Origin of the sequence: Vibrio bivalvicida, assembly GCF_001399455.2 — a bacterium.
GTDB classification, from domain to species: domain Bacteria; phylum Pseudomonadota; class Gammaproteobacteria; order Enterobacterales; family Vibrionaceae; genus Vibrio; species Vibrio bivalvicida.
Genome location: NZ_LLEI02000075.1, coordinates 21,319 through 43,076, shown reverse-complemented (window position 1 = coordinate 43,076; position 21,758 = coordinate 21,319). Strand labels below are relative to the sequence as shown.

Below are 21,758 nucleotides of genomic sequence, written 5' to 3'. Positions count from 1 at the left end.
ATGATCGTGTTAGAGAACTTAGAACAATTCAAAGAGATTTACCGCGATGGTCGTAAGTGGAACCGCTGTATCGAAGCGATTGAGAACATATCCAATATCAAGAGCGGTGTCATGCACTCAATTGGCGACTCGCTGGTTTACATGATTGAAGATGGTGTTCCTCATCATACAGACACCTTTGAAGGCAACCGCCGCTACTTCGACGTTCACTACTACCTAGAAGGGACAGAAACCGTAGAGTTCGCTGAGAAATCTCAGCTTAACTTGGTCGACAGGTACCGCGATGAAACCGATCGAGAATACTTCTCTGGCCAAGGTGATAAACGCGAGCTCACAGAAGGCCAAGTCACCATTTTCGACAACAACAAAGCTTACCGTTTTCAGGGAGATAACCGAGTTCGTAAGGTGGTACTAAAGGTCACCATCGAAGACGGCTATTTCCTAAATAAATAAACACAATATACAGGGTCAACACAACTGGCCCAGACAATAACGACTACAAACCCTTAGGTACTAAAGTCACAGAAGTCGATCATAGCGCTGGACTCTAACGCGGCATAACATACTATTCGCGCAGGATGACAGAACGCTCAATAGCAGTGTGACTTTTAGTACCAAAGGAATTGACGTGATTCATCGGAGGACTCTATGTCTGAATCTATGCGCGGCACCATTGGCAAGTTCGCCCTGCTATCGATGACCTTTGCGGCGGTATTTAACGTCCGTAACATCGTAAATAACAATATTGAATTAGGCTTAAGTTCAGCGCCTATTTTCTTACTTGCAACCATCGTTTACTTCATCCCTTTCGTATTCATTATTGCTGAATTCGTTTCAGCGAATAAGAACTCAGAATCAGGCATGTACGACTGGCTGAAAAAACCATTAGGCTCCAAAGCGGCATACTTAGGCTCTTTCTTGTACTGGTTTGTAAACCTATTCTGGTTCGTATCCCTACTGCCTAACGTCATCGCTTATGCTTCGTACGCGATGCTTGGCTACGAGTACACTTTCTCACCTATGGTGACCTCGATTATCTCGATCGTCCTATTTGCAGCGGCCACCCATATTTCCACCAAAGGGGCAAGTTGGCTCGGTAAAATTTCGGAGATCGTCGCTTACGGAGTGTTCGCTCTATTTGCTATCTATGTATTGGGCGCACTCATGGCTCTGGGTGGTAGCGAATACACGCCAGCGGAACCTATTACAATGGAAGCAATGAGCCCAACCATCAATTGGGCGACACTAGGTATTATGTGTTGGATCTTCCAAGCAGCTGGTGGAGCGGAAACCGCTGCCGCTTACCTAAAAGATGTCAAAGGTGGTCAGAAAGCCTTTATCAAGGTGATCATCATGGCAGGTGTTCTGATCGGTGCCATGTATGCGCTTGGCTCACTACTGGTTAACGTTTTTGTCCCTCGCGAAGATCTCACGTACGCCGGCGGTATGGTCGAAATCTTTACAGGTATGGCTCAATACTTCGAGGTTTCTACCTTAGTAGTTGGCCGCTTTGTTGGGATTATTCTCTTTATCGCGATGTTTGGCTCTATGATGATGTGGACAGCGGCTCCAGTAAAAATCCACTTCTCAGAGATTCCAAAAGGCGTCTACGGTGAGAAAACCACTGAGCTTAATGAGCACGGTGTGCCAGTTCGCGCAGCTTGGTGGCAGTTTGCCTTCGTCGTGGTGATGTTGGTTGTAAATGGCTTTGGTTCAGAATCCGTGCAAGACATGATGAACCAAGCAATCAACTTAACCGCGGGCACAGCAATGCTTCCACCAATCTTCATCATGGCGGCTTACTTCGTCTTCCGCCTCAAACATGATGATACGCCGCGTGATTTCCGAATGGGCTCACGCAAGTTCGGTATGGGTGTGGTCTCGGTACTGATCACTATCTTTGTGGTAAGTATGACAGCATCTGCCTTCCCAACTGGCGTTGACTTGGTACGTGCCTTCTTCATCAACGTGTTTATGACCGCAGTGTTCTCTGGCCTTGCGTGGTGGTGGATTTCTCGCTTTGAGAAAAAACAGGCAAACAAAAACGTCAAGTTACAGACCGCCAAACAACCATAACGATTAGTTGTAAAATCACTAACAATGTAAAAGCCCATACCATATTGGTATGGGCTTTTTAAACGAAGTTAAGCGCAATACTGACTCATAAACAGCTTAGCAGTTTGCTCTGCCAGAACCCTAGCCTCTTGCTTGGTCAGCGATGGCTTCATACTAAGTACCTGCGGCCAGAAAGCACTACCTTTAACCAAGCTGTGCAATTGCGTGCTCGCAACAACGACATCATCAATCGCAAGCGTCTGCTGCTCTGCCTGCTCTTGCAACCAACGAAACAATGCCGTCTCTTGTTTAGACATCTTCTCTTGTTGCTCTTTCAGCTCATCGGGCTTGTGGAAGAAATAACTCAAAGCCACTTTAGCCAGCTCAACATAGTGCGGTTCAGTCACAACATTGATTTCACTTTCTAGTAAAGCAACAAGCTGCTGTTCTAAAGTCAGTTCAACAAGCCCTGCGATTTCATGCTCTGCCATTGAAGTTCGCCACAGTTCAGCCAGTAGTTCCATTACGATCGCTTCTTTAGATTCGAAATGGTTATAAACCGTTCGCTTAGAGACCTCAGCCATGGCAGATAGCTTATCCATACTGGTATTTTGCACACCAAATTCCTGAAAAGCTTGTTTCGCCGCTAGCAAAATAGCCTCACGTTTTATTTCACTACGACCTTTCTTTCTAACTTTCATAGAGTTAACGATCCTACTTCATTGCGCTGAGATCTATTTTACACCAAGCAGTTTACTTTAAAAGCAAAGCATGTAAACTACACCGTATAGTTTACTTTAGGATAGTCACTATGAAACGCACAATGTTAGCTACTGTAGGAGCGATAATTATGACCACCTCAATCATCTCTTGTTCTAGTTCAGATAAAGCTTCGGGTAAGCAATATCCTGAGAAGTTTGCCAACACCGAGCTTGAATACAAAAGCGGCTTTGGTGACATCCTAAAGATCGCGAAAGCCTATTTCACAACTGAGCGCCTTAACCCAGCGCCAAGCTTTGATTTACCCGTACATACGATTACCACAGAGCAACTCGCTAATGAACAGCAAGATGTTCTATACCGCCTAGGGCATTCAAGTATCGCGCTGAAGATTGATCAGCAGCTAATCCTGACAGACCCTGTGTTTAGTGACCGAGCATCACCAGTACAATGGGCAGGGCCAAAGCGTTTCCATCAACCACCTATTTCGCTACAAAAGCTACCAAGTATTGATACCGTTCTGATCAGTCATGACCACTACGATCACTTAGATAAAGCATCGATCAAAGCGCTGAAAGAGAAAGTGGCCGTGTTTATTGTGCCGTTAAAAATAGGACAAACACTGAGGGAATGGGATGTACCAGAAGAGAAAATTATTGAGCTTAATTGGTGGGAATCACATGTTCACAATGGCGTGGAATATGTACTGACTCCAACCCAACACTTCTCTGGACGCGGACTGACTGATCGCGACGGCACACTATGGGGAAGCTGGGTGATTAACGGTCAGCAGAATAAAGTCTTCTTTAGTGGTGACTCTGGCTACTTCTCAGGATTTAAAGAGATTGGTGACAAATACGGGCCATTTGATTTCACTATGATAGAAACCGGAGCTTACAATAGCTTATGGGCGGACATCCATATGTTCCCTGAGCAAAGTGTTCAGGCGCACATTGATCTTAAAGGTAAGGTGATGATGCCAATTCACAACGGCACCTTTGATCTCGCTATGCACGATTGGAACGAGCCTATGCAGCAAGCGATGGAGATTAGTGAAGAGCGCGGTGTCACCATGGTCAGTCCTGAGTTTGGACAACGTGTTGAACTCAACGAGCCACTAGAACTCAAACCTTGGTGGAACCTATAAGAATAACGGGGTTAGTGGTCGTATTGATTGCGGCCAAACGGGGATTAAGGGAAGTGATGAAACGGTTGTATCTAGTCATAATGTTAGCGATGCTGGCAACTTCTGCAGTTGCCAGCATTCAAAATGATGTGGACCGTTTAATCAGCAAGATTGAGCAATCATCCTGTACTTTTTATCGAAACGGAAAGGCCTATACCCCGACTGAAGCCGCTGAGCATATTAAAAATAAATGGGATTATGCCCAAGATGAGGTCGAAGATATCGAGACCTTCATTAGCGAAGTCGCATCCAAAAGTTGGTTCACTGGTAAACCTTATATGGTCGAATGTGGAACACAACAAATCACAAGTCAGCAGTGGTTACTTCAACTCACCCAAAGTGACACCACTCAATAAATGTCATAGACACCCTAAGCTCCCGTGAGGTGCTTTTTCTTTTCCTTCCTTTCACCAACTTCGCCCGCCAACTTCGACCTCTAGGAACAGAAAACCGTCCGATGGGATCAGTTGTTACGATTTAGCCAAGCTATAGTAACTACCCATGTAGGTGGCCACCGCATCTTTCTCTACATTCGAATTAATAAGGTTAAATCTGATGATAAAGTTAGATTCCCTCGCTCCGATCCTATTTCTGGTGATGTGGAGCAGTGGTGCGGTTATTGTAAAACTTGGATTGCAGTTCTCTTCTGAATGGAGTTTTCTAGCAATACGTGCGGTGATTTCTTTGGCGAGTATCAGCGTGATATGTTTAATCGCCAAGTATCTTTTCAATACTCAATTTCTTAAGCCGAGCAAAGAAGAACTAAAAATCGTCTTGTCGGTCGGCTTACTGCTACAAGTGCTATACCTAGCATTCTATATTCTTGCGATCGCTACAGGTATGTCTCCTGGCTTAGTGACTTTGGTTTTAGGCATCCAGCCTTTAATTACACCATTGCTCTGCAAGCAAAAAGTCAGTCGTACTAAATTAGTCTTACTTAGTTTTGGGTTCACTGGGCTCTCTATTGCCATTGCTGGTGCGCAAAGCCTCAACAACGTTGAATGGATAGGGATACTGTTTTCGGTTTTGGCACTCCTCTCCCTCACAGTGGGAACCGTCAAGCAAGCTTGTGTGACAATGAATTCATTTCAAGCTATGTGGTATCAATGTGTTTTATCGAGCATTGTGTTTTTCGCGCTTAGTGTGAGCACTGAAGGTTATATTGATTGGCAGCCAGAGTTTGTTTTCTCAGTGTTGTGGATGAGTTTAGTGGTTTCCGTCGGGGCACTCTTACTGCTGATGTACATGGTAAAACGGGACAGCTCTGATAAAGTCAGCATACTATTTTACGCAATCCCCATGCTAACCTATCTGTTTGATCATCTGTTGTTCGGTACGACGTTAACACCTTTGACTATGCTTGGTATGGCTATCGTCGCCATTTGCATTGTTTTATATCGTCGTCAGCCGAGACTTACTCGTGGACGCGATAAGCTTTCGGTGGCAAGCCAAAATGACCACTAAAGCTACGCGTAAAGGAAGATGGGTTACTAAAGCCCACTTCCTCAGCAATCCGGCCAATCGGCATATCGGTGTTGATTAACAAGGTACGCGCTTTTTCCATACGTAGCTTAGTTAAATACTTAAGTGGAGAGAGCTGTACTTCTTTGTTAAATAGGTGCTTAAACTGAGTCGCACTTAAGCAGGCAACTTTAGCAAGCTCTTCAATAGAATGACTCTTAGCGATGTCTTGATGAAGGTACTGGATACTGTTTTTGATCCTCATATCCATTTTGCTACTGGAACACTGGCGGGCTAATAGTTCAAACAGCAGAGACAACATGTTCTCTTCCAGTTCTCCTGAAATATCTTGCTCAAGCTGTTTTTCAATAAAACTGAGATACTGATGTGTTGCTTCATCCAGTGCCAGAATCGGATGCTCTAGTTCTAGTAATGGACTTGGTAGCTCGTTGACATCAATCACCAAAAAGCGAAAGTCCTCACGAGCACGAAATTCATGGTAGCAACCGGATAAAATCACCACACAATCGCCATAAGAGACTGTCGCCGCCTGCCCATCTAAGGTCAAATCAATATAACCACGTAAAGGCAGCAACACCTGATGATGGCTATGACTATGTCCATTAGATGAGCGGCTATATGCTCGAACTGTTATTTTGCCACTCAATATAACCTCGTTTACTTTTACCATTATCTATGTTCTCTGTATCACTCAACACTAATTAACAGTTCGAAGACTAGTTGTTCCCTGTCAAAGTATCTCACTAATCTCGTTCAAATCTAAAAAAACTCAATAAGTAAAATTTTACTAAACATGCATCACACATTAACTAAAGATCATTTAGTGCTACTTAGATTGATCGATAAAATTATCATCAGCTAGTGCGCAAAGTTGATCATACGCCTATAGAGCACACCCCAACAGAGTCAACCAATCTCACTAAGCAAATTCCTACACAATTTAGAAGTGACTAAAATGAAATTACATTTTACTAAAACTATTTTATCCGGGTTAATTCTTGCTGCTGTTAACGTGCACGCTACTGAAAGCGAAGCCAACCACAACACCACTCAACCACCACAAGCAAGCTCACCAGAACTGAGCTTCGACTTCTACGGTGAATTGGGAATGGGTGGTCATGTTGCTCTGGAGGGTGACGACAAAGGCCGTTACGCCGACGGTACTTATATTGAAGGTGGTTTAGCGATTGAATATGGTAACTGGTTTGGTCTGGCTTATATGGAAGGCTGGACAGTTCAAGCGGATTCTGAGGGTAACGCCTGGGCGACTGGTCACGGCTGGGGAGGTTTCGAAGGTGGTTTTAACCGCTTCTATGCTGGCTACCGTACAGATGGCAACACAGAATTTATGATTGGTCGTATGGACTCTTCTCTGGATGACATCCAATGGTGGGGAGACGCAACGGTAGAGTACGGTTACGTAATATCTAATACACGCGACCTATTTGTAGGTGCAAAAATCCAAAATATAGAAGGCAAACTCCGCTACAGCATTTCAGCGGCACCTGAGTCTGACTTCTCTGAAGATGACTCATGGGTGAACTTTGGTAAATACGACCGCTTTGCTGATCAGTGGATCGACAAGAACGCAATGGTTAACGGTTATATTCAATATGATATCGCAGAAAACCTCACTATTTTAGGTGGTGCTGAAGTTCGTAACAACAATGGCGGTGAGCTATTTCTATTGGGTGCTGAATACAAAAATGTTGCAGCACGTGTATGGCACGACACCGATAAAGGCAACCAAGTTTCTGACGGTACTGAATCTGGCTTCATGACCAGTACTTGGTACGAAGCTACTCCAGGCGTCTATCTATCGGCAGCCTATAACTACGCAAACTTCAAATCTGATACTGCAGAAGACGAAATCACATCCTACATCAACGCAGGTGTTTGGTGGGAATACGGCAACGGTGTATGGGCAACAGCCGTCGATAGCCGCTTCGCAGTTGGTAACGACAATGTTACTGGGGACGCTCAACTTTTCGCAATGCAATACTTCTACTGGTAAACCGAGGATTAATTCATGACTTTACGTAAAACGCTTATCGCTTTAGCCGTTGGTTCTGTTGTCACGCTATCTGGCTGTAACGCGCTTACTTCTTCAGACGCGCAACGACAAGCGAACGAATTCAAAAACGTCATTGATCGTACTGGTTCGCCAGAATACATGCGCGATTACGACTTTGATGATCACCAACGCTACAACCCATTTTTCGATTTAGGTGCATGGCACGGTCACTTGCTGCCAGATAACGCAGACGGTATGGGCGGTTTCCCAAGTACAGCGCTATTAACCGAAGAATACATTAATTTTATGGCTAACAACTTCGACCGGCTAAGCGTGTACAAAGATGGCCAGAAAGTGGCGTTCGAAATGGAAGCGTACAGCCTACCTGGTGCGCTGGTTCAAAAACTCATATCCAAAGATGTGACGATTGAAATGACTATCCGTTTCGCTTCAGACCGCACGTCTTTATTAAAAACAAAAATCACCTCTGACACACCTGTAGAACTTGTGTGGGACGGTGAACTGCTTGAGAAATACCATGCTAAAGAAGGTGAACCTCAATCAGATAAGACCATTGATGAGCAATACCCAGATTACAACCGTACGATTATCGCAACAGACAATGGCCTAAAAGTAACGTTTGGCAAAGTTCGCTCAACTTGGGATCTACTGACTTCTGGTGAGTCTGAGTATCAAATCCATAAATCCATTGATATGGAAACGGAAGTTGATGGCCATCGCTTTACATCTAAAGCGAGCGTAGACGGCTCAACGACGATCTACACCACTTACACACACGTGTTAACCGCGCAAGAGAATCAAACTGAGCAAGCAAACATTGCTGCGATTCTAGACAACCCTGAATCTTACCTAGACGCCTCTGCGCAACGCTGGGAAAACTACCTAGATAAAGGGCTAAGCAATCCAAATGCCACACCCGCGCAAGAACGTGTGGCAGTCAAAGCGATGGAAACATTGAACGGTAACTGGCGTGGTGTAGCTGGTGCAATGAAGTTTGACTCTGTCACACCTTCTGTTACTGCTCGTTGGTTCTCTGGCAACCAAACTTGGCCGTGGGATACGTGGAAACAAGCCTATGCAATGGCTCATTTCAACCCAGATGTTGCTAAAGACAATATTCGCGCCATGTTCGCTTATCAAATTCAAGCCAATGATCCAGTACGTCCATGGGATAAAGGCTATGTGCCAGATTTACTGGCTTACAACTTAAGCCCTGAACGTGGTGGTGATGGCGGTAACTGGAACGAGCGTAACACTAAACCAAGCCTTGCGGCATGGGCTGTAATGGAAGTGTACAAGACCACTGGTGATAAAGCGTGGATCGAGGAAATGTATCCTAAGCTAGTGGCTTACCACGACTGGTGGCTACGTAACCGTGATAACAATGGTAACGGCGTTCCTGAGTACGGTGCAGCTGTCGATAAAGCGCATAACACACCAGAAGGTGAAATGTACTTCACCGTCGTACGTGGCGACGAGCACGAGACCATAATTGGCAAAAATGCACTTGCTGAAGTCATGGAGAAAGGCGACTACGATTACATCGAGAGCCCAGCTCAAACGGCTGCCTCTTGGGAATCTGGCCGTGATGACGCTGCTGTGTTCGGTTTCATCGACAAAGATCAGCTAGATGCTTATGTTGCCGACGGTGGCAAGCGTAGTGATTGGGACGTTGAGTTTGCACAAAACCGTGCGGAAGATGGCACTCTACTGGGTTACTCATTGCTGCAAGAGTCTGTTGACCAAGCAAGCTACATGTTCAGCGATAACCAATACCTAGCGGAAATGGCCGACATCTTAGGTAAAGAAGCAGAAGCAAAAGCGTTCCGCGCGAAAGCGAAACACCTAGCCGATTACATCAACACCTGTATGTTCGACGAAAGCACTGGTTTCTTCTACGACATCCGTATTGAAAATCAGCCGCTTGCCAACGGTTGTGCGGGTAAGCCTATCGTAGAGCGTGGCATGGGCCCAGAAGGCTGGTCTCCACTGTTTAATGGCGCTGCAACCCAAGAGCATGCAGACGCAGTCGTCAAAGTGATGAAAGATACAAAAGAGTTCAACACTTACGTTCCACTGGGAACAGCCGCTTTAACCAACCCAGCCTTTGGTCCAGATATTTATTGGCGCGGCCGCGTATGGGTCGATCAGTTCTACTTTGGTCTTAAGGGTATGGAGAAGTATGGCTACCGCGACGATGCGGTTGAAATGGCTAAAGCCTTCTTTAACCACGCTGATGGCTTAGTGGAAGATGGCCCAATCCGCGAGAACTACAACCCACTATCGGGCGCTCAACAAGGTGCACCAAATTTTTCTTGGAGCGCGGCGCATCTGTATATGCTCTACAACGACTTCTTTACTGACAGTAAATAGTCTAGAAAAGGGAGCCAATTGCAACTTGGCTCCCTTAACTCAAAGTACTCATACCTGTATACACTAGCTCACCACCGAAGCTACCATTTTTCTAATCCAAGCGCTCTTCTCTTCATACTGATTTGCCTTTAAAAACAATAAACGAATATCAAAGTCAGGAATCTCAATCGGGCTAGCGATCGCTTGCAGATCATGACTGTACATTTCCATCTCGGCAAAGCGTTTAGGCACAATACACAGCAACTCTCGCCCGAGTAACAAACGCCGAATCGTAAGAAAGTTGCGTGAAGCCACCCCAACTCTGCGCTCATAACCTAACTTAGTGAGACGCTTATCAACCTGAGTTTGTAAGCTACCGTCTGGACTAACGAGAGCATGTTCATAGCCAACAAAGTCTTCAAGGCTCATCGGTTCACTCGTGGTCACGGAACTAGGATCAAACAAACACAGGTGTTGCTCGGTATAAAGATGCTCTGAGAGGAAACGACGGTTAAGGTTTTCAATGCTGCCAATCACAACATCCAAGCCTTTACTCTCTGCAATCTCAACGTAATTACTGCGGTTAACGTTAAAAAAGTTCACTTGCGAGTTCGGTGACTGCTGCTTGATCGCATCATATAGAGCCGGAGCAAATAGCTGCTCTGCGTAATCGGTTAAGCCTATTTTCCATACTCCCGAATAGCCATTGGCTGTGAAATGCTTCTTAACCAGTAAGTCGTTCTTGATACTGCCCAATAACCTGTCGATTGTCGGAGCAATCTCTTGAGCGTGTTGTGTGGGCTCCATTTTCGCTCCAACCCTCTCGAATAGAGGATCTTCAAAAAGCATACGCATTCGCTGCAAGGTATGACTCATTGCCGACTGACTAACAAAGCACTGCTCTGCAGCCGCGCTGACACTGTTGGTCTGAAACAAGGCTTGAAAAGCCACCAGCAAATTGAGGTCGACCCCGTTCCAATTAAACTCTTTCACTCACCTAATCCCATTTGATTCATAGTTTGCATTAAAACTATCAATTTGAATCATTTTAGTTCATTGCGTACATTATTGGCACTATTTAAGGTCTATTGACCTAGCAAAAGAGTAACCTAACCATGCTGTCGATTTTTAAAACCTTCTTTATGCTTGGCTGGATTAGCTTTGGCGGCCCAGCAGCGCATATTGGCTATTTCAGAAATACCTTTGTTGAAAAGCTCAACTGGCTAGACGACAAAGAGTACGCACAAATTGTTGCGCTTAGCCAGTTCTTGCCCGGTCCCGGCTCCAGCCAAGTTGGCTTTGCCTTAGGTTATAAACGTGGTGGCCTTGGCGGGGCGTGTATGGCGTTTATCGGCTTTACCCTACCGTCTGTCATCATTATGTTGGCGCTCGCGGTGCTGAGTAGCCAACTCACTGAAGCGAGTACGTTCCAAAACATTGTGCATGGCTTAAAACTGCTCGCGGTGGTGGTCGTTACAGATGCCACTTGGGGAATGTACAAAAACTTCTGTAAAGAGAAGCTCTCGGTTGCACTGTGCGTAATGACGGCCGTTGCTCTCTTACTACTACCGGGTATTGCGACCCAAATGGGCGTGTTGATTGTGGCGGCCTTGATCGGTGTGAAATACTTAGGTAATGACGATGCGCAAAGCACCAGCAAGTTTAAACCTTCTATTGCCCCTCTAGCCCTATTTGCCGCTTTACTTGTTGGATTGCCGTTTGCGGCGCAAGCATTGCCTGCAATAGGGCTGTTCAATGATTTTTTCCAAGCAGGTAGTTTAGTCTTCGGTGGTGGCCATGTGGTTCTGCCACTACTGCAAAATATCGTCGGTGATCAACTCAGCCAAGATGCTTTTCTAACAGGTTATGCAGCGGCGCAAGCGGTACCTGGACCTATGTTTACCTTTGCGACATACATAGGTTACGAGTTGATGCCTTCAGCCCCGATTACGGGTGCATTGATGGCGACCTTAGCGGTTTTCTTACCTGGCTTCTTGCTGCTACTAGGGGTACTAAAGAACTGGCAATCGTTAGCTAAGAATCACAAAGTCTCTGGTGCTGTAAATGGAGTCAATGCTGCGGTCGTTGGTTTATTGGTTGCCGCTTTGTACCAACCCGTATTTACCAGTGCAGTAATAAATCCACTGGACATCTCGCTGATACTGGTTGGCTTCTACTTGATGAAACAGCACAAGCTACCGATTGTTTGGATGGTTGCTCTGTTTATGGCAGCAGGGTTCGCAACAGGCTATCTCAGCTAAAAATATATCTGCCTAAAGTTAGCAAGGAGAGCATATTGCTCTCCTTGCTTCTATTCAGCCTGCTGCGCTTGCTCCTCCCTGACCATCGCCAACGCTTTTTCTAGATTCTCATTAGCGACTTTGTAGTAGGTGGACTTGGTATTAATCGCCTGCTGAAGATAGGGAATAGCTTTGTCAGGCTTGCCTTGTAGAGTCAGGAAATAGCCGACATTATTCAATGCTTCAGGCTTATCCATATGCTGTGAGAAAACATTGAGCGCTCGGTTGATCTCTCCTTTTCCTAAATAAACCAGTGCTAAGTTATTCAATGCTTTCTCGTTATCAGGATCGATATCAAGCGCCTGCAAAACAAATCGTTGCGCTTTACGATAATCTCCAGACATGTAGAAAGAGTAACCGACATTAGTCAGAGTTTTGACCGATTCAGGCTCAATGCTCAGTGCTTGTTTATAAAATGCCTGAGCCAACTCGTGCTGTTTACCCAAATCAGCGGCAACGCCTAACCCCATAAAAGCATACTCGGGTGAATAACGGTCGACTTTTAGGCTTGCCACTGATTTGACCGTCATTAAATCCTCTCCTTCGAGCGTTTCGCCATTGTTGAACCTCAACTGATCAGCATTAACCGCACGCAAAAAGTAGCTTTTACCCTGTTCAATATCACCATTACGGCTGTAGAGAATCCCCAATTGCTCAAGCACCTTAATATTATTAGGGTTCTCTTCAATCGCGATTAAATAGGCTTTTTCCGCAAGTGCTAGGTTGTCTCGTGACTGGTGAATACGCCCAATATTAAATAGGGCACGATCTCTGTACTGCCCATTCTCAAACGCAAGCGAACGAATGTATTCGTATAAAGCCAGATCCGTATTACCAGAACTTAAAGCAACATCTCCCCGCTGAATCGCCTCCTTTTCCGTTTTTGGTGGCTCTTCTAACGACAACGTATCTATCGGTTTACCTTCATAGAGAGAGGTGTCCAATTGAGGTTCGTTACTCGCGCAAGCCGAGAGCAGGAAAAATGGTATTAGCAGCAGTAAAAAACGTAATCCTTTCATAGCAGAATCCTTAATTCCCTAGCGACGTTGTCAGTGACAGCATTGAAGGGCCTATTGCAACAATAAAAAAACAAGGCCAAATAAACAGCAGTAATGGGAAAATCATTTTTGTTGGTATTTTGGCGGCAATCTCTTCGACTTCTTGATTGCGTTTATCACGAAAATCTTCGGTATATTCACGTAAAGTCTGCGACAAACTGCCACCAATTCTAGAAGCATGTGAAAGCATAGTAACCAAGCCAGCAATCTCTTTTAAGCCCGTACGTTCGACCAATTCATTGAAAGCATCAGACATTTCAACACCTGCTTTAATCTTTGCACATACGGTATCAAGTTCATCGGCAAAATCGGGATGAGAGATCGTCAACTCATCTGCAACTCTGCGAAGTGCAGCACTAAAGCCTAAACCAGATTCCGTACATACCACGAGTAGATCAAGAGCATCAGGCACACCGCCACGAATTCTAGATTGGCGTTTATCTACCAAATAGTTCAGGGTGATATTAGGTACATACAAGCCAACACCAACACTACCAATCATGGCAAGATTTAGTTGACCAAAATCAGGAAAGAAGAAGTACAGCGAAGCGGCAATAGACAAACCCAATAATATCGACATACCTTTAAAGGCATAAAAAATAGTGATTGCATTGGCATCATGATAGCCCGCATGCATCAATTTACTGCGAATCGTTGCATTCTCTTTGCTGTTCGACGGTTGCATTACCGGTGCTAATGATTCCAGTGTATTGTCTAAACGTCGACTTTTCTTCAGCCTTTCTCCACCAGTGCTTTTACGAATTTCTTCTAGTTTTTGAGTCAATGGCGATTTCGAACCAAGTAGTAACATCAAAACTGTGAAGAAAATTAAAATGGTTGCAATAAGAATCAAAACTAAAAATGCAGTCTGCTCATCTAGTTGTAGTTCATTAAGTTGGTAAATGAGGTCTTCCATATCTATACCTCAAAGTTGATAATTTTTCTTATCCACATCGATCCTATAAATAGGCTCACTATGCCACCACTAACAAGATCCAACCCTCGGGGGTCTCGGTATAGAGGTTCAACATATTCCGGGTTAATAAAAGATAAGAATAGAAATAAGATAAAAGGCGAAAGAACAAGTATCCATGCAGATAAACGGCTCTCAGCGGAAAGGGTTTTGATTTTACGTTGCAATTTAAAACGAGCACGCAGCACTCTAGAGACTTTTTCTAAGTTTTCTGACAAGTTACCGCCCGTTTCCTTTTGTAGTAATACTGCGCTAGAAAATGCCAGCATGGAAACGGTGGGGGTACGCTCTGCCATCTGCATAATAGCCATGCGCATATCGTAACCGTAGTTGAGTAAGTTAAAGGTATTCTTAAACTCAATGCCTATCGGTGCAGGCATTTCATTCCCTACTTCATTAAATGCCTGGGTGACGGGCTGACCGGCCTGAAGCATCCTGCGCATGATATCAAGTGCTTCAGGCAATTGTTCTTCAAATGCAGCTAGGCGATCGGATATTTTCTTGTTCAACCAAAAATAAAGGATAAACCATACCCCGACCGCAGCGGCGAGACCGACATAAATAGGCTGCCTAAATATCAATGCAGTGATCAAGCCTATTACAGAGAACATCAAGGTAACGGTTAATGTTTGGGTTAAACTCCAATCATATCCTGACAACTCAATCATTTTTTTTAGCGACGAGAAGGTTTCAAATTTAACCAGCTTTCTATCAAGCGGGGTTAAGCTCTTTATATAGTGTTCTTGTAGTAATGAACGCGCTTCCTCGTCAAGGTTGGTTTGTGACTCTTTTAGCCTCTGAGACAGCTCTTTGTGTTTTGCTTTGCTCCCTGCAGCAGGAAGTATGAGTGCCTGAGAAATAAACACCACAGCAAAGAATAGTAGAATAAAGAATAACGTCGCATCCTGCTGCATAACGCCCCCTTATGAGAATGTCTCATTAAAAATATCAAATGGAAGTTGCATACCTTTTTTAGACAATTGGTCGTGACACTGGGGAACAACCCCTGTCGCTGTATAAAAACCTCGAACGTTGCCTTCTTCATCCATTCCTTGACGGTTGAAGCGGAACAATTCCGACATGGTAATAATTTCACCTTCCATACCATTGATTTCACAGATACTCACCATTCGACGCTTACCATCTTCCTGGCGCTCCATCTGCACCACTAAATGAATCGCAGACGCAATCTGTGAACGTAAATTCTTGGCCGACATATTCCAACCCGCCATAGCAAACATGTTCTCTACCCTAGAAAGCGCATCTCGAGGAGTGTTGGCGTGAATCGTCGCTAACGAACCGTCGTGGCCGGTATTCATCGCCGCAAGCATATCGACCGCTTCAGCACCACGCACCTCCCCTAGCACAATACGGTCTGGTCGCATACGCAGTGAGTTTTTGACCAAATCTCGCTGAGTAATTTCCCCTTTACCTTCAAGGTTCGCGGGGCGTGTCTCTAGGCGAACAACGTGTGGTTGTTGTAGTTGCAGCTCCGCCGAGTCTTCAATGGTGACAATGCGATCATCTGAAGGAATAAAGTTAGAAAATATGTTCAAAGTGGTGGTTTTCCCCGAACCAGTACCACCAGAAATGAGGACATTAAGCGCACCACGGACGGCTGCTTCGACAAACTTCGCCATCTCCGGAGAGAGAGAGTTGAAGTCAAGCAGGTTGTCCATGTTGAGTTTTTCAACCGCGAAGCGGCGAATAGAGACTGACGAGCCATCTAGTGCTAAAGGAGGAATAATCGCATTCACACGCGACCCATCAGTCAATCGCGCATCCACCATTGGCGAAGCCTCATCAATGCGGCGTCCTACTTGACTAACAATTCGGTCGATAATATTACGCAGATGACGTTCATCAAGAAAAGTGTATGGCGTCTGTTCAAGCTTACCGCGCCTTTCAACAAAAACATGCTTAGGCCCGTTAACCAAGATATCTGACACTGTGGCATCATGTAGCAATGGCTCCAAAGGACCAAGACCAAACACTTCATCTTCGATTTGCTGAATGACTCGTTTGCGCCCTTCAGCACTTAACGCGTGAGTCTGGTCATCGGCCATCAACTGAACAATCGCATCATGCAAATCTGCTTTCGCTCTTTCAGGCTCTAAACTTGCCAAAAGTCCGAGGTCCAATGTCTCGAGCAACCTTTGGTGATAATAGTGCTTTACTTCTTGCTCTTGAGTGAGTTGCTTGCGAGTTTCTTCTATCACTTTATCTTTTGCTTCTGTTTCTAATTTTTTTCGTTCTTTGAAAGAGTTAGAATCAGTAGCACTCCCATTTAAATGGGAGTCAGAGTCGATTAATGGCACTCCTGTTTCCTGTTGTTGATCTACAACGTTCACTTTTTCTTGCAACTCAGGATTCAGGTTTTTTCGTTTAAAAAACATAATGGCTCTCTGTCACTGTGCATGAAAAACTATGAGAATAACCGCTTAAACCAACCTTTTTTCTCATCGGGTTGTGGAGTAAGAGAATTAACAAAGCGGCTAATAGACTTGGAAATTGAACTGTTTTTTTTCGCTTCAATGAATGGGCGACCTAAGTTGGCACTTTCCAGTGCCACTTTAAATTCATTCGGCACAACATGGACTGATATATCTCCGATCGTTCCCTGAATATCTTTAAGTCTTATTGACTGACGTTTCTCATAGCGATTGATCACAATCTCAATTTGCTCTTTATTGATACCAAACTCAAACGACAAGAGCTTAATCATTTGGGTGGTATTTTTGATCGCGACTAAGTTTTGTTGTGCAATAAGAAACACTTTACTTGCCGGTGCTAACACTGGTGCAAACAGGCGGTCTAGACCGCGAGACAAATCAACTATGACATAAGGGTAGTGCTCTCTTAACAAAGGTAGCAGCTTGTTAAGATGCTTGGCCTTCTCATAGTTCTCATGGCTGTTCTCTCGTTTAAACGAGAGAATATGCAGCCCACTAGAATGTTTGGTTACAAAAGTACTCAGTGACACTTCATCAAGATCAGAAACATTTGCTAACGCATCGGTCATGCTGTAGGTGGGGCTGATACTAAGATAATCATTGACCACGCCAAACTGAAGGTCGAGGTCAAGTAACAACACTTTCTCTGGATTTCTTCTGGCTATTTTAATGGCTGAATTGAGCGCAATCGTTGAGGCACCAGAGCCCCCTTTAGTGTTCATAAACACCAATAATTCACCGAGGTTCCGGCTGGCGACTTTTTCTTCCGCGACATTTTTTAGTAATGGGATAAGCTCTTCTATTTGCGCCGTATTGGAAACAAAATCAGCCGCGCCAATACGCAATGAGATTTTAAGTGCACCATTGTCACTTTCATTACCGAAGACGATCAATGAGGCCTCGTGGTTATCATTGTTTCCGTCCGGAGCCTCATAATTTTGTAATTCGACAATCTTTTGTGCCCAATTAGGCCCAGTCTCAACAAAAATTAGATCTGGCGGAGAAAAGTGGGCTAAATTACTAACAACCAAGCCATGAAACGAGATCATTTCATAGCTAATACTCTGACACTTAGACAGCTCGTGACTGATATGCAAATGAAAAGCATCCGACGAATAAAAAACCCAAATCGTGAGATTGGTTTTTAATCTAAGCGGAGCACTTTCATTTGGCGTAATCTTCACAGCCTCTCCCATACATGCCTCCTAGCAATCTGAACTACTGTTGGTTCCATCCGAGGTTCGGTGATGACCTAGGTTTTCTCGCGGACGAATCGTTTCAAACTCGGGGACAGCTAACAATCCAGTTAAATTAACGAAACTTAATAACCCCGTGTATTGATAGTTAAAATCAACCACTCTTGCCCTTACATATCTAATTGTAGAAAACACATCATCATCTGTCAGAGTTCCTACGACAACATTTCCAGATTCGTCCAGATAATCAACCACAACATTAGCCGCTGTCAGCCCTCCGGGCGCATAGGTAGGGATAGACAAAGCGGGGATGTCATTACGGTCTTCTACTCGGCAGACAACGGCAAGACGCGCAGCTATTCGAGTGACATCATTAATAACCTGTAAGGAATAAACGTATCGCCCAACTTCTATGACAGAAAAAATAACCAGCATTAACGCGGTGGAAATGATTGTAAATTCAATAACGCTTATGCCTGTTTGTCGTTTCATGGCGCTGTCCTCATCATGGCAGAGGTATTGAGCGGCACAGTAAAATTGAAATCTGCATGAAACGCGGTCATTACCGGCGTGTAGTCATGTGAGATGGTTATGGTGACATAACCATTATTGTGGGACACGGAAACATCCGAAGTCGAAACATCGGCGACCATCGGTGTTGATCCTTCCCCGACAGACGAGTGTCCATAAATAACGATATTTTTTATTTCACTGACATCAGCAATTTGATCATAGCTTGCTGAACCAGCGATATCGGTCGTTGCATAACGAACCCCATTTTGCGCCATTTTGTTTAGCGTGTTGTAGCGAATAAGGGCATTACCAAACTCGGTAATCGCCATCATTACCAACAACAAGGTAGGAATCGCAATAATAAACTCAACCGCCGCTAAGCCTTGCTGCTTACGTTTTAACAATACAGACTTCATGACTCGTCTCCATTTGGATCTTTATAGAGAACGATGCGATAGGGTCCATCACTGTCAGAGTTTTGTCCGGGGGGGCCACTCAATACCGAGCAATCTTCAATAAACTCTCCGTAAACAGGATCTTTACTACCATTACTTGTTGGTGCCTCTTGTAGTAAGAAGAAGCATGCCAATGCTGTAATCGTAAAGTTCGTAGTCCCTCCAGTTGCACCAGAGCAATCCACCACCGGCAATACCAGCGTACGACGATTAACTTGCCCACCAGAATCAATTCTGCAATCGGGATCACCAGTACAATCAGGTAGCGCGCTAAGGTAGTCATCATAGCCCCATGGCTGACCTCCCGCACCACTGGTATCTTCATAGGTGACATTGCCATCATTATCAGTAGTCGGGGAAGTATCAGGCTCACGTACATAAACATCAGAGGGATAGTCAGCAGCATTAACGCCTCCTCCACTGTAGGAACCAAAGCGAGTATTGAGCCCTTGCCCGACAGGCCCCACCGTATTACCCGGTTTAGTCGTTACAGTACTGCCAACACCAATTGAACCATGCGTCGTTTGATATTGTTCAATTGGGTCAGGATCACCAGCTAACGCTTCTCGAACCGTTGTAGCACCAGAACCAAAGTCTAATAACTGATAGTTGCCTGGCCCCATATCACTAGTATGATGATCAGCAACTTTGATTGGGTACACTTCCCCAGGGTTGTAGCCATTTGTCCCCCCATCCTCACCTTCGCATACAGCAATCGGGACTATATTAGTCGTGGAACCAACTGATGGGCTTGGCCCAGCGACGGCTGAGGAATCTAAGTTTTTGTCAGCATTAAAGACATGGGCAAAAAAGTTGTCTAATTCAAACCCTGTGACTGAAACTCGAACAAACGTGTCTTCGGCCGGATTAAAGCTGCCATCAGGAAACACATCGGCATCATTTGAATACTGAACCGCTACTGTCGCCGTAGAAAAGTCCATTTCATCATTACCCGTAGCATTGGCAACGTTAGTCAGCGTGGTATTGGCTGCTGTTGTCGCTTCGGCTGTCGTTCCGCCATTATCTATCACAATTGCCGCAGCTAACGCTGCAGCATCAAGGCTGTTTTGCAGTCGAGTTTTATTGAGCATGGCGTGATTAACATCAATAGATAAAGCAGCGACGCCTATCAGAGATAACATTGCCGCAGTAACTAGTACTAACGCTAAGCCTTTTTGTTTACTCGCCGTCCGGATATTTGTTCGCCGACACATAGTTGCTTCCTTAGAGGCTATTGAGAGCCTCCTTCTAAGAATTGACTTTCAGTCCCTTTCAACTCTGTACCTTTTTTACCAGTATAAACTTGATAAGCACCTTCCATTCGTTCACCACTACCTGACGGAATAACCCCTAAATTGTCCTGAGTTGCATTGGGATTGTATGTTTGTTCTGTTTTAAGTTTAGCCACATGGGCGCCTAACCGCTCTGCATTATTGACACAGCCAATAAGCAGCAATGACAAAGAAAGTACGCCAATAGTTACTTTAATATGTTTCATATTGCCCCCTATAGACTGTGCCCGAATGTGCCTTCAGTACCACCTTTGGAGTGGTCGACATATTCTTGCTCAGCAGTTTCGCTTGGTTTGGTAGAGTTAGCAGGCGCCAGATAAGCGCCGCGACCCAGCAAGTAATATTCAAAGTCATTTGGCTCGACAAAAGAATCTGTTGGTAAAGTGACTCTGCTTCGATCAACGGGTTTCGCCAATCTAGGCGTAACTAAAATAACTAGCTCGGTTTCACCTGAAATATACTCTTGACTATTAAACATCTGACCAAGTACCGGGATATCACTAAAGCCCGGCATTTCATTGACCACATCACGAACGTTTTCACTAATCAGCCCTGCAATACCAATGGTTTGGCCATCTGCCATTTCTAGTGTCGAAGACGCACTTCGGCGCGTGATAGGTGGAATGATATAGGTACTGTTAGTGAAATTAGGGTCAAGAACCAGTGACGAGGTGTTTGCAATCTCACTGACATCAATGGCTAAATTGAGATTGATTTTTTGGTCGCTAAGCACAGTCGGAATAAACTTGAGCCCTACCCCATACTCTTTGTAGGCGATAGTAATACCATCTTTGTCTGGGACAGGAATAGGAAACTCACCACCCGCTAAGAATTCTGCTTTAGAACCACTTAGTGCTGTAAGATTGGGCTCAGCCAGTACTTTAGCGGTCCCGTTTTGCTTAGCGATATCAAGCGCAAAAGTAAACAGCGTATTACTGTCAATAAAAGTGCCCAATAAGCCTGTACTGTCAATTTTAGGTGCATTAAAAATCGGTCCAATTGCGCCTGATGGCAAATCATCAATCACACCACCGGCAGAAGTTCCCCCCCAACTTAAGTCACCACTTTTCTGAAAAAAGTGGAAATTGGCATCAAACTTACGTACGAGGCTTCTTTGCACTTCAGCCACAGTGACTTCTAGCATCACCTGTTGTGCACCGCCAATGGTCATTAAATTGATTACCCCTGTTTTATCGACTTGTTCACTGAGGGACTCTTTCTCTTTATCGGCCTCCTGACCTACGGAGTATGTTTCGGCAACACGAAGAGCAATGTTCATTGCGGATTGGTTACTGATTTGTCCGCTAAGTATTAAGCGGTTTTGGGCGCTATGGACTTCTATCTGCTCATTAGGCAGAAACTCATATAACTTAGCCTTCAAACTATTTAAATCGTGGGTGACTTCAATATTGATTGATTCAATCAGCTGCCCTCGGCTATCCCAAGCCATTAGATTGGTTGAGCCAAGTTTTTTGCCGATAAGGAACACCTCGTTTGATTTCAACATCACGATATCAAGCACTTCAGGATCACCTAAAGAAACCCGTTTAGCTTTGCCTGCTAAAGTGACATGGGTTGATTTATGGTGTGGCACCTTAACCACTTTTCCCGATTGTGTCGCACTGTGTACAGTTAAGGTACTGAATAAAAACAGACTTATTAGTATGATTATCTTACGCATAGTTCAC

21 protein-coding genes are annotated in these 21,758 nt (G+C 44.7%); 8 read left to right on the top strand and 13 right to left on the bottom strand.

What is annotated here, in order from left to right:
• Together APB76_RS19355 and APB76_RS19350 are read left to right on the top strand one after the other, a co-directional pair.
• Positions 1 to 453, top strand: coding sequence for a beta-galactosidase subunit beta (locus tag APB76_RS19355; RefSeq protein ID WP_054962405.1), 453 nt, complete (start codon positions 1 to 3; stop codon positions 451 to 453).
• A gap of 195 nt (positions 454 to 648) precedes the next feature.
• On the top strand, positions 649 to 2,076 hold the full coding sequence (locus APB76_RS19350) for an amino acid permease (RefSeq protein WP_054962406.1): 1,428 nt from the start codon (positions 649 to 651) through the stop codon (positions 2,074 to 2,076).
• 68 nt (positions 2,077 to 2,144) lie between these two features.
• Here the strand turns inward: APB76_RS19350 and APB76_RS19345 are convergent, their stop codons facing one another.
• Positions 2,145 to 2,756 carry a TetR/AcrR family transcriptional regulator gene (locus tag APB76_RS19345; protein WP_054962407.1) on the bottom strand — a complete coding sequence of 204 codons (612 nt, stop codon included), beginning with the start codon at positions 2,754 to 2,756 and terminating at the stop codon, positions 2,145 to 2,147.
• 149 nt (positions 2,757 to 2,905) lie between these two features.
• Here APB76_RS19345 and APB76_RS19340 point away from each other — a divergent pair, with 149 nt between their 5' ends.
• From APB76_RS19340 to APB76_RS19330, 3 genes are all read left to right on the top strand, one after another.
• A complete protein-coding gene (locus APB76_RS19340; RefSeq protein WP_054962408.1) occupies positions 2,906 to 3,922 on the top strand; it encodes an MBL fold metallo-hydrolase in 1,017 nt (338 codons plus the stop codon).
• Between the two features lie 56 nt (positions 3,923 to 3,978).
• Positions 3,979 to 4,317, top strand: coding sequence for a DUF5329 family protein (locus APB76_RS19335; RefSeq protein WP_054962409.1), 339 nt, complete (start codon positions 3,979 to 3,981; stop codon positions 4,315 to 4,317).
• Between the two features lie 199 nt (positions 4,318 to 4,516).
• Positions 4,517 to 5,425: a DMT family transporter gene (locus tag APB76_RS19330; protein ID WP_054962410.1), complete on the top strand. Its 909-nt coding sequence runs from the start codon at positions 4,517 to 4,519 to the stop codon at positions 5,423 to 5,425.
• On the opposite strand, the gene APB76_RS19325 is transcribed toward APB76_RS19330, so the two are convergent.
• Positions 5,376 to 6,113 (bottom strand): helix-turn-helix domain-containing protein, encoded by a 738-nt coding sequence (locus APB76_RS19325; RefSeq protein WP_074181734.1) that lies wholly within the window; start codon positions 6,111 to 6,113, stop codon positions 5,376 to 5,378. The two genes, APB76_RS19330 and APB76_RS19325, sit on opposite strands and share 50 nt — an antisense overlap.
• Positions 6,114 to 6,398: 285 nt before the next feature.
• Between APB76_RS19325 and ygjJ the strand changes: the two genes are divergently transcribed.
• Both ygjJ and ygjK read left to right on the top strand, forming a co-directional pair.
• Positions 6,399 to 7,457, top strand: coding sequence for a protein YgjJ (ygjJ, locus tag APB76_RS19320; RefSeq protein WP_054962411.1), 1,059 nt, complete (start codon positions 6,399 to 6,401; stop codon positions 7,455 to 7,457).
• A 15-nt stretch (positions 7,458 to 7,472) separates the two neighbouring features.
• Positions 7,473 to 9,851 carry an alpha-glucosidase gene (gene ygjK / locus APB76_RS19315; protein WP_054962412.1) on the top strand — a complete coding sequence of 793 codons (2,379 nt, stop codon included), beginning with the start codon at positions 7,473 to 7,475 and terminating at the stop codon, positions 9,849 to 9,851.
• Positions 9,852 to 9,914: 63 nt separating this feature from the next.
• Here the strand turns inward: ygjK and APB76_RS19310 are convergent, their stop codons facing one another.
• Complete coding sequence (locus APB76_RS19310) at positions 9,915 to 10,823, bottom strand: LysR family transcriptional regulator (RefSeq protein ID WP_054962413.1); 909 nt, start codon at positions 10,821 to 10,823, stop codon at positions 9,915 to 9,917.
• A 122-nt stretch (positions 10,824 to 10,945) separates the two neighbouring features.
• Here APB76_RS19310 and chrA point away from each other — a divergent pair, with 122 nt between their 5' ends.
• Entirely contained in the window at positions 10,946 to 12,091 is a 1,146-nt protein-coding gene (gene chrA, locus APB76_RS19305) for a chromate efflux transporter (RefSeq protein ID WP_054962414.1), read from the top strand.
• Positions 12,092 to 12,141: 50 nt separating this feature from the next.
• On the opposite strand, the gene APB76_RS19300 is transcribed toward chrA, so the two are convergent.
• The 10 genes from APB76_RS19300 to APB76_RS19255 are packed head-to-tail and all read right to left on the bottom strand — an operon-like array spanning position 12,142 to position 21,751.
• Positions 12,142 to 13,149, bottom strand: a complete 1,008-nt coding sequence (locus APB76_RS19300; protein WP_054962415.1) for a tetratricopeptide repeat protein — start codon at positions 13,147 to 13,149, stop codon at positions 12,142 to 12,144.
• A 10-nt stretch (positions 13,150 to 13,159) separates the two neighbouring features.
• Positions 13,160 to 14,104, bottom strand: a complete 945-nt coding sequence (locus APB76_RS19295; RefSeq protein ID WP_049846449.1) for a type II secretion system F family protein — start codon at positions 14,102 to 14,104, stop codon at positions 13,160 to 13,162.
• A gap of 2 nt (positions 14,105 to 14,106) precedes the next feature.
• Entirely contained in the window at positions 14,107 to 15,075 is a 969-nt protein-coding gene (locus tag APB76_RS19290) for a type II secretion system F family protein (RefSeq protein WP_049846448.1), read from the bottom strand.
• 9 nt (positions 15,076 to 15,084) lie between these two features.
• Entirely contained in the window at positions 15,085 to 16,557 is a 1,473-nt protein-coding gene (locus tag APB76_RS19285) for a CpaF family protein (protein WP_049846447.1), read from the bottom strand.
• Positions 16,558 to 16,586: 29 nt separating this feature from the next.
• Positions 16,587 to 17,810 (bottom strand): AAA family ATPase, encoded by a 1,224-nt coding sequence (locus tag APB76_RS19280; RefSeq protein WP_054962416.1) that lies wholly within the window; start codon positions 17,808 to 17,810, stop codon positions 16,587 to 16,589.
• Positions 17,811 to 17,819: 9 nt separating this feature from the next.
• Positions 17,820 to 18,302 carry a TadE/TadG family type IV pilus assembly protein gene (locus APB76_RS19275; protein ID WP_054962417.1) on the bottom strand — a complete coding sequence of 161 codons (483 nt, stop codon included), beginning with the start codon at positions 18,300 to 18,302 and terminating at the stop codon, positions 17,820 to 17,822.
• Positions 18,299 to 18,739: a TadE/TadG family type IV pilus assembly protein gene (locus APB76_RS19270; RefSeq protein WP_054962418.1), complete on the bottom strand. Its 441-nt coding sequence runs from the start codon at positions 18,737 to 18,739 to the stop codon at positions 18,299 to 18,301. Before APB76_RS19270 ends, APB76_RS19275 begins: the two co-directional genes overlap by 4 nt.
• Entirely contained in the window at positions 18,736 to 19,992 is a 1,257-nt protein-coding gene (locus APB76_RS19265; RefSeq protein WP_054962419.1) for a Tad domain-containing protein, read from the bottom strand. Before APB76_RS19265 ends, APB76_RS19270 begins: the two co-directional genes overlap by 4 nt.
• A 17-nt stretch (positions 19,993 to 20,009) precedes the next feature.
• Positions 20,010 to 20,276 carry a hypothetical protein gene (locus tag APB76_RS19260; protein WP_054962420.1) on the bottom strand — a complete coding sequence of 89 codons (267 nt, stop codon included), beginning with the start codon at positions 20,274 to 20,276 and terminating at the stop codon, positions 20,010 to 20,012.
• 8 nt (positions 20,277 to 20,284) lie between these two features.
• Positions 20,285 to 21,751: a type II and III secretion system protein family protein gene (locus tag APB76_RS19255; protein ID WP_054962421.1), complete on the bottom strand. Its 1,467-nt coding sequence runs from the start codon at positions 21,749 to 21,751 to the stop codon at positions 20,285 to 20,287.
• Between the last annotated feature and the right edge of the window lie 7 nt (positions 21,752 to 21,758).

Bases quoted from the DNA above. Each gene is read 5' to 3' on its own strand.
- APB76_RS19280 (WP_054962416.1), bottom strand. From the start codon at position 17,810: ATGGGAGAGGCTGTGAAGATTACGCCAAATGAAAGTGCTCCGCTTAGA.
- APB76_RS19255 (WP_054962421.1), bottom strand. From the start codon at position 21,751: ATGCGTAAGATAATCATACTAATAAGTCTGTTTTTATTCAGTACCTTA.
- APB76_RS19265 (WP_054962419.1), bottom strand. From the start codon at position 19,992: ATGTGTCGGCGAACAAATATCCGGACGGCGAGTAAACAAAAAGGCTTA.
- APB76_RS19260 (WP_054962420.1), bottom strand. From the start codon at position 20,276: ATGAAACATATTAAAGTAACTATTGGCGTACTTTCTTTGTCATTGCTG.
- APB76_RS19285 (WP_049846447.1), bottom strand. From the start codon at position 16,557: ATGTTTTTTAAACGAAAAAACCTGAATCCTGAGTTGCAAGAAAAAGTG.
- APB76_RS19340 (WP_054962408.1), top strand. From the start codon at position 2,906: ATGACCACCTCAATCATCTCTTGTTCTAGTTCAGATAAAGCTTCGGGT.
- APB76_RS19335 (WP_054962409.1), top strand. From the start codon at position 3,979: ATGAAACGGTTGTATCTAGTCATAATGTTAGCGATGCTGGCAACTTCT.
- APB76_RS19295 (WP_049846449.1), bottom strand. From the start codon at position 14,104: ATGGAAGACCTCATTTACCAACTTAATGAACTACAACTAGATGAGCAG.
- APB76_RS19350 (WP_054962406.1), top strand. From the start codon at position 649: ATGTCTGAATCTATGCGCGGCACCATTGGCAAGTTCGCCCTGCTATCG.
- APB76_RS19275 (WP_054962417.1), bottom strand. From the start codon at position 18,302: ATGAAACGACAAACAGGCATAAGCGTTATTGAATTTACAATCATTTCC.
- APB76_RS19325 (WP_074181734.1), bottom strand. From the start codon at position 6,113: ATGGTAAAAGTAAACGAGGTTATATTGAGTGGCAAAATAACAGTTCGA.
- ygjK (WP_054962412.1), top strand. From the start codon at position 7,473: ATGACTTTACGTAAAACGCTTATCGCTTTAGCCGTTGGTTCTGTTGTC.
- ygjJ (WP_054962411.1), top strand. From the start codon at position 6,399: ATGAAATTACATTTTACTAAAACTATTTTATCCGGGTTAATTCTTGCT.
- APB76_RS19345 (WP_054962407.1), bottom strand. From the start codon at position 2,756: ATGAAAGTTAGAAAGAAAGGTCGTAGTGAAATAAAACGTGAGGCTATT.
- APB76_RS19270 (WP_054962418.1), bottom strand. From the start codon at position 18,739: ATGAAGTCTGTATTGTTAAAACGTAAGCAGCAAGGCTTAGCGGCGGTT.
- APB76_RS19300 (WP_054962415.1), bottom strand. From the start codon at position 13,149: ATGAAAGGATTACGTTTTTTACTGCTGCTAATACCATTTTTCCTGCTC.
- APB76_RS19330 (WP_054962410.1), top strand. From the start codon at position 4,517: ATGATAAAGTTAGATTCCCTCGCTCCGATCCTATTTCTGGTGATGTGG.
- APB76_RS19290 (WP_049846448.1), bottom strand. From the start codon at position 15,075: ATGCAGCAGGATGCGACGTTATTCTTTATTCTACTATTCTTTGCTGTG.
- chrA (WP_054962414.1), top strand. From the start codon at position 10,946: ATGCTGTCGATTTTTAAAACCTTCTTTATGCTTGGCTGGATTAGCTTT.
- APB76_RS19355 (WP_054962405.1), top strand. From the start codon at position 1: ATGATCGTGTTAGAGAACTTAGAACAATTCAAAGAGATTTACCGCGAT.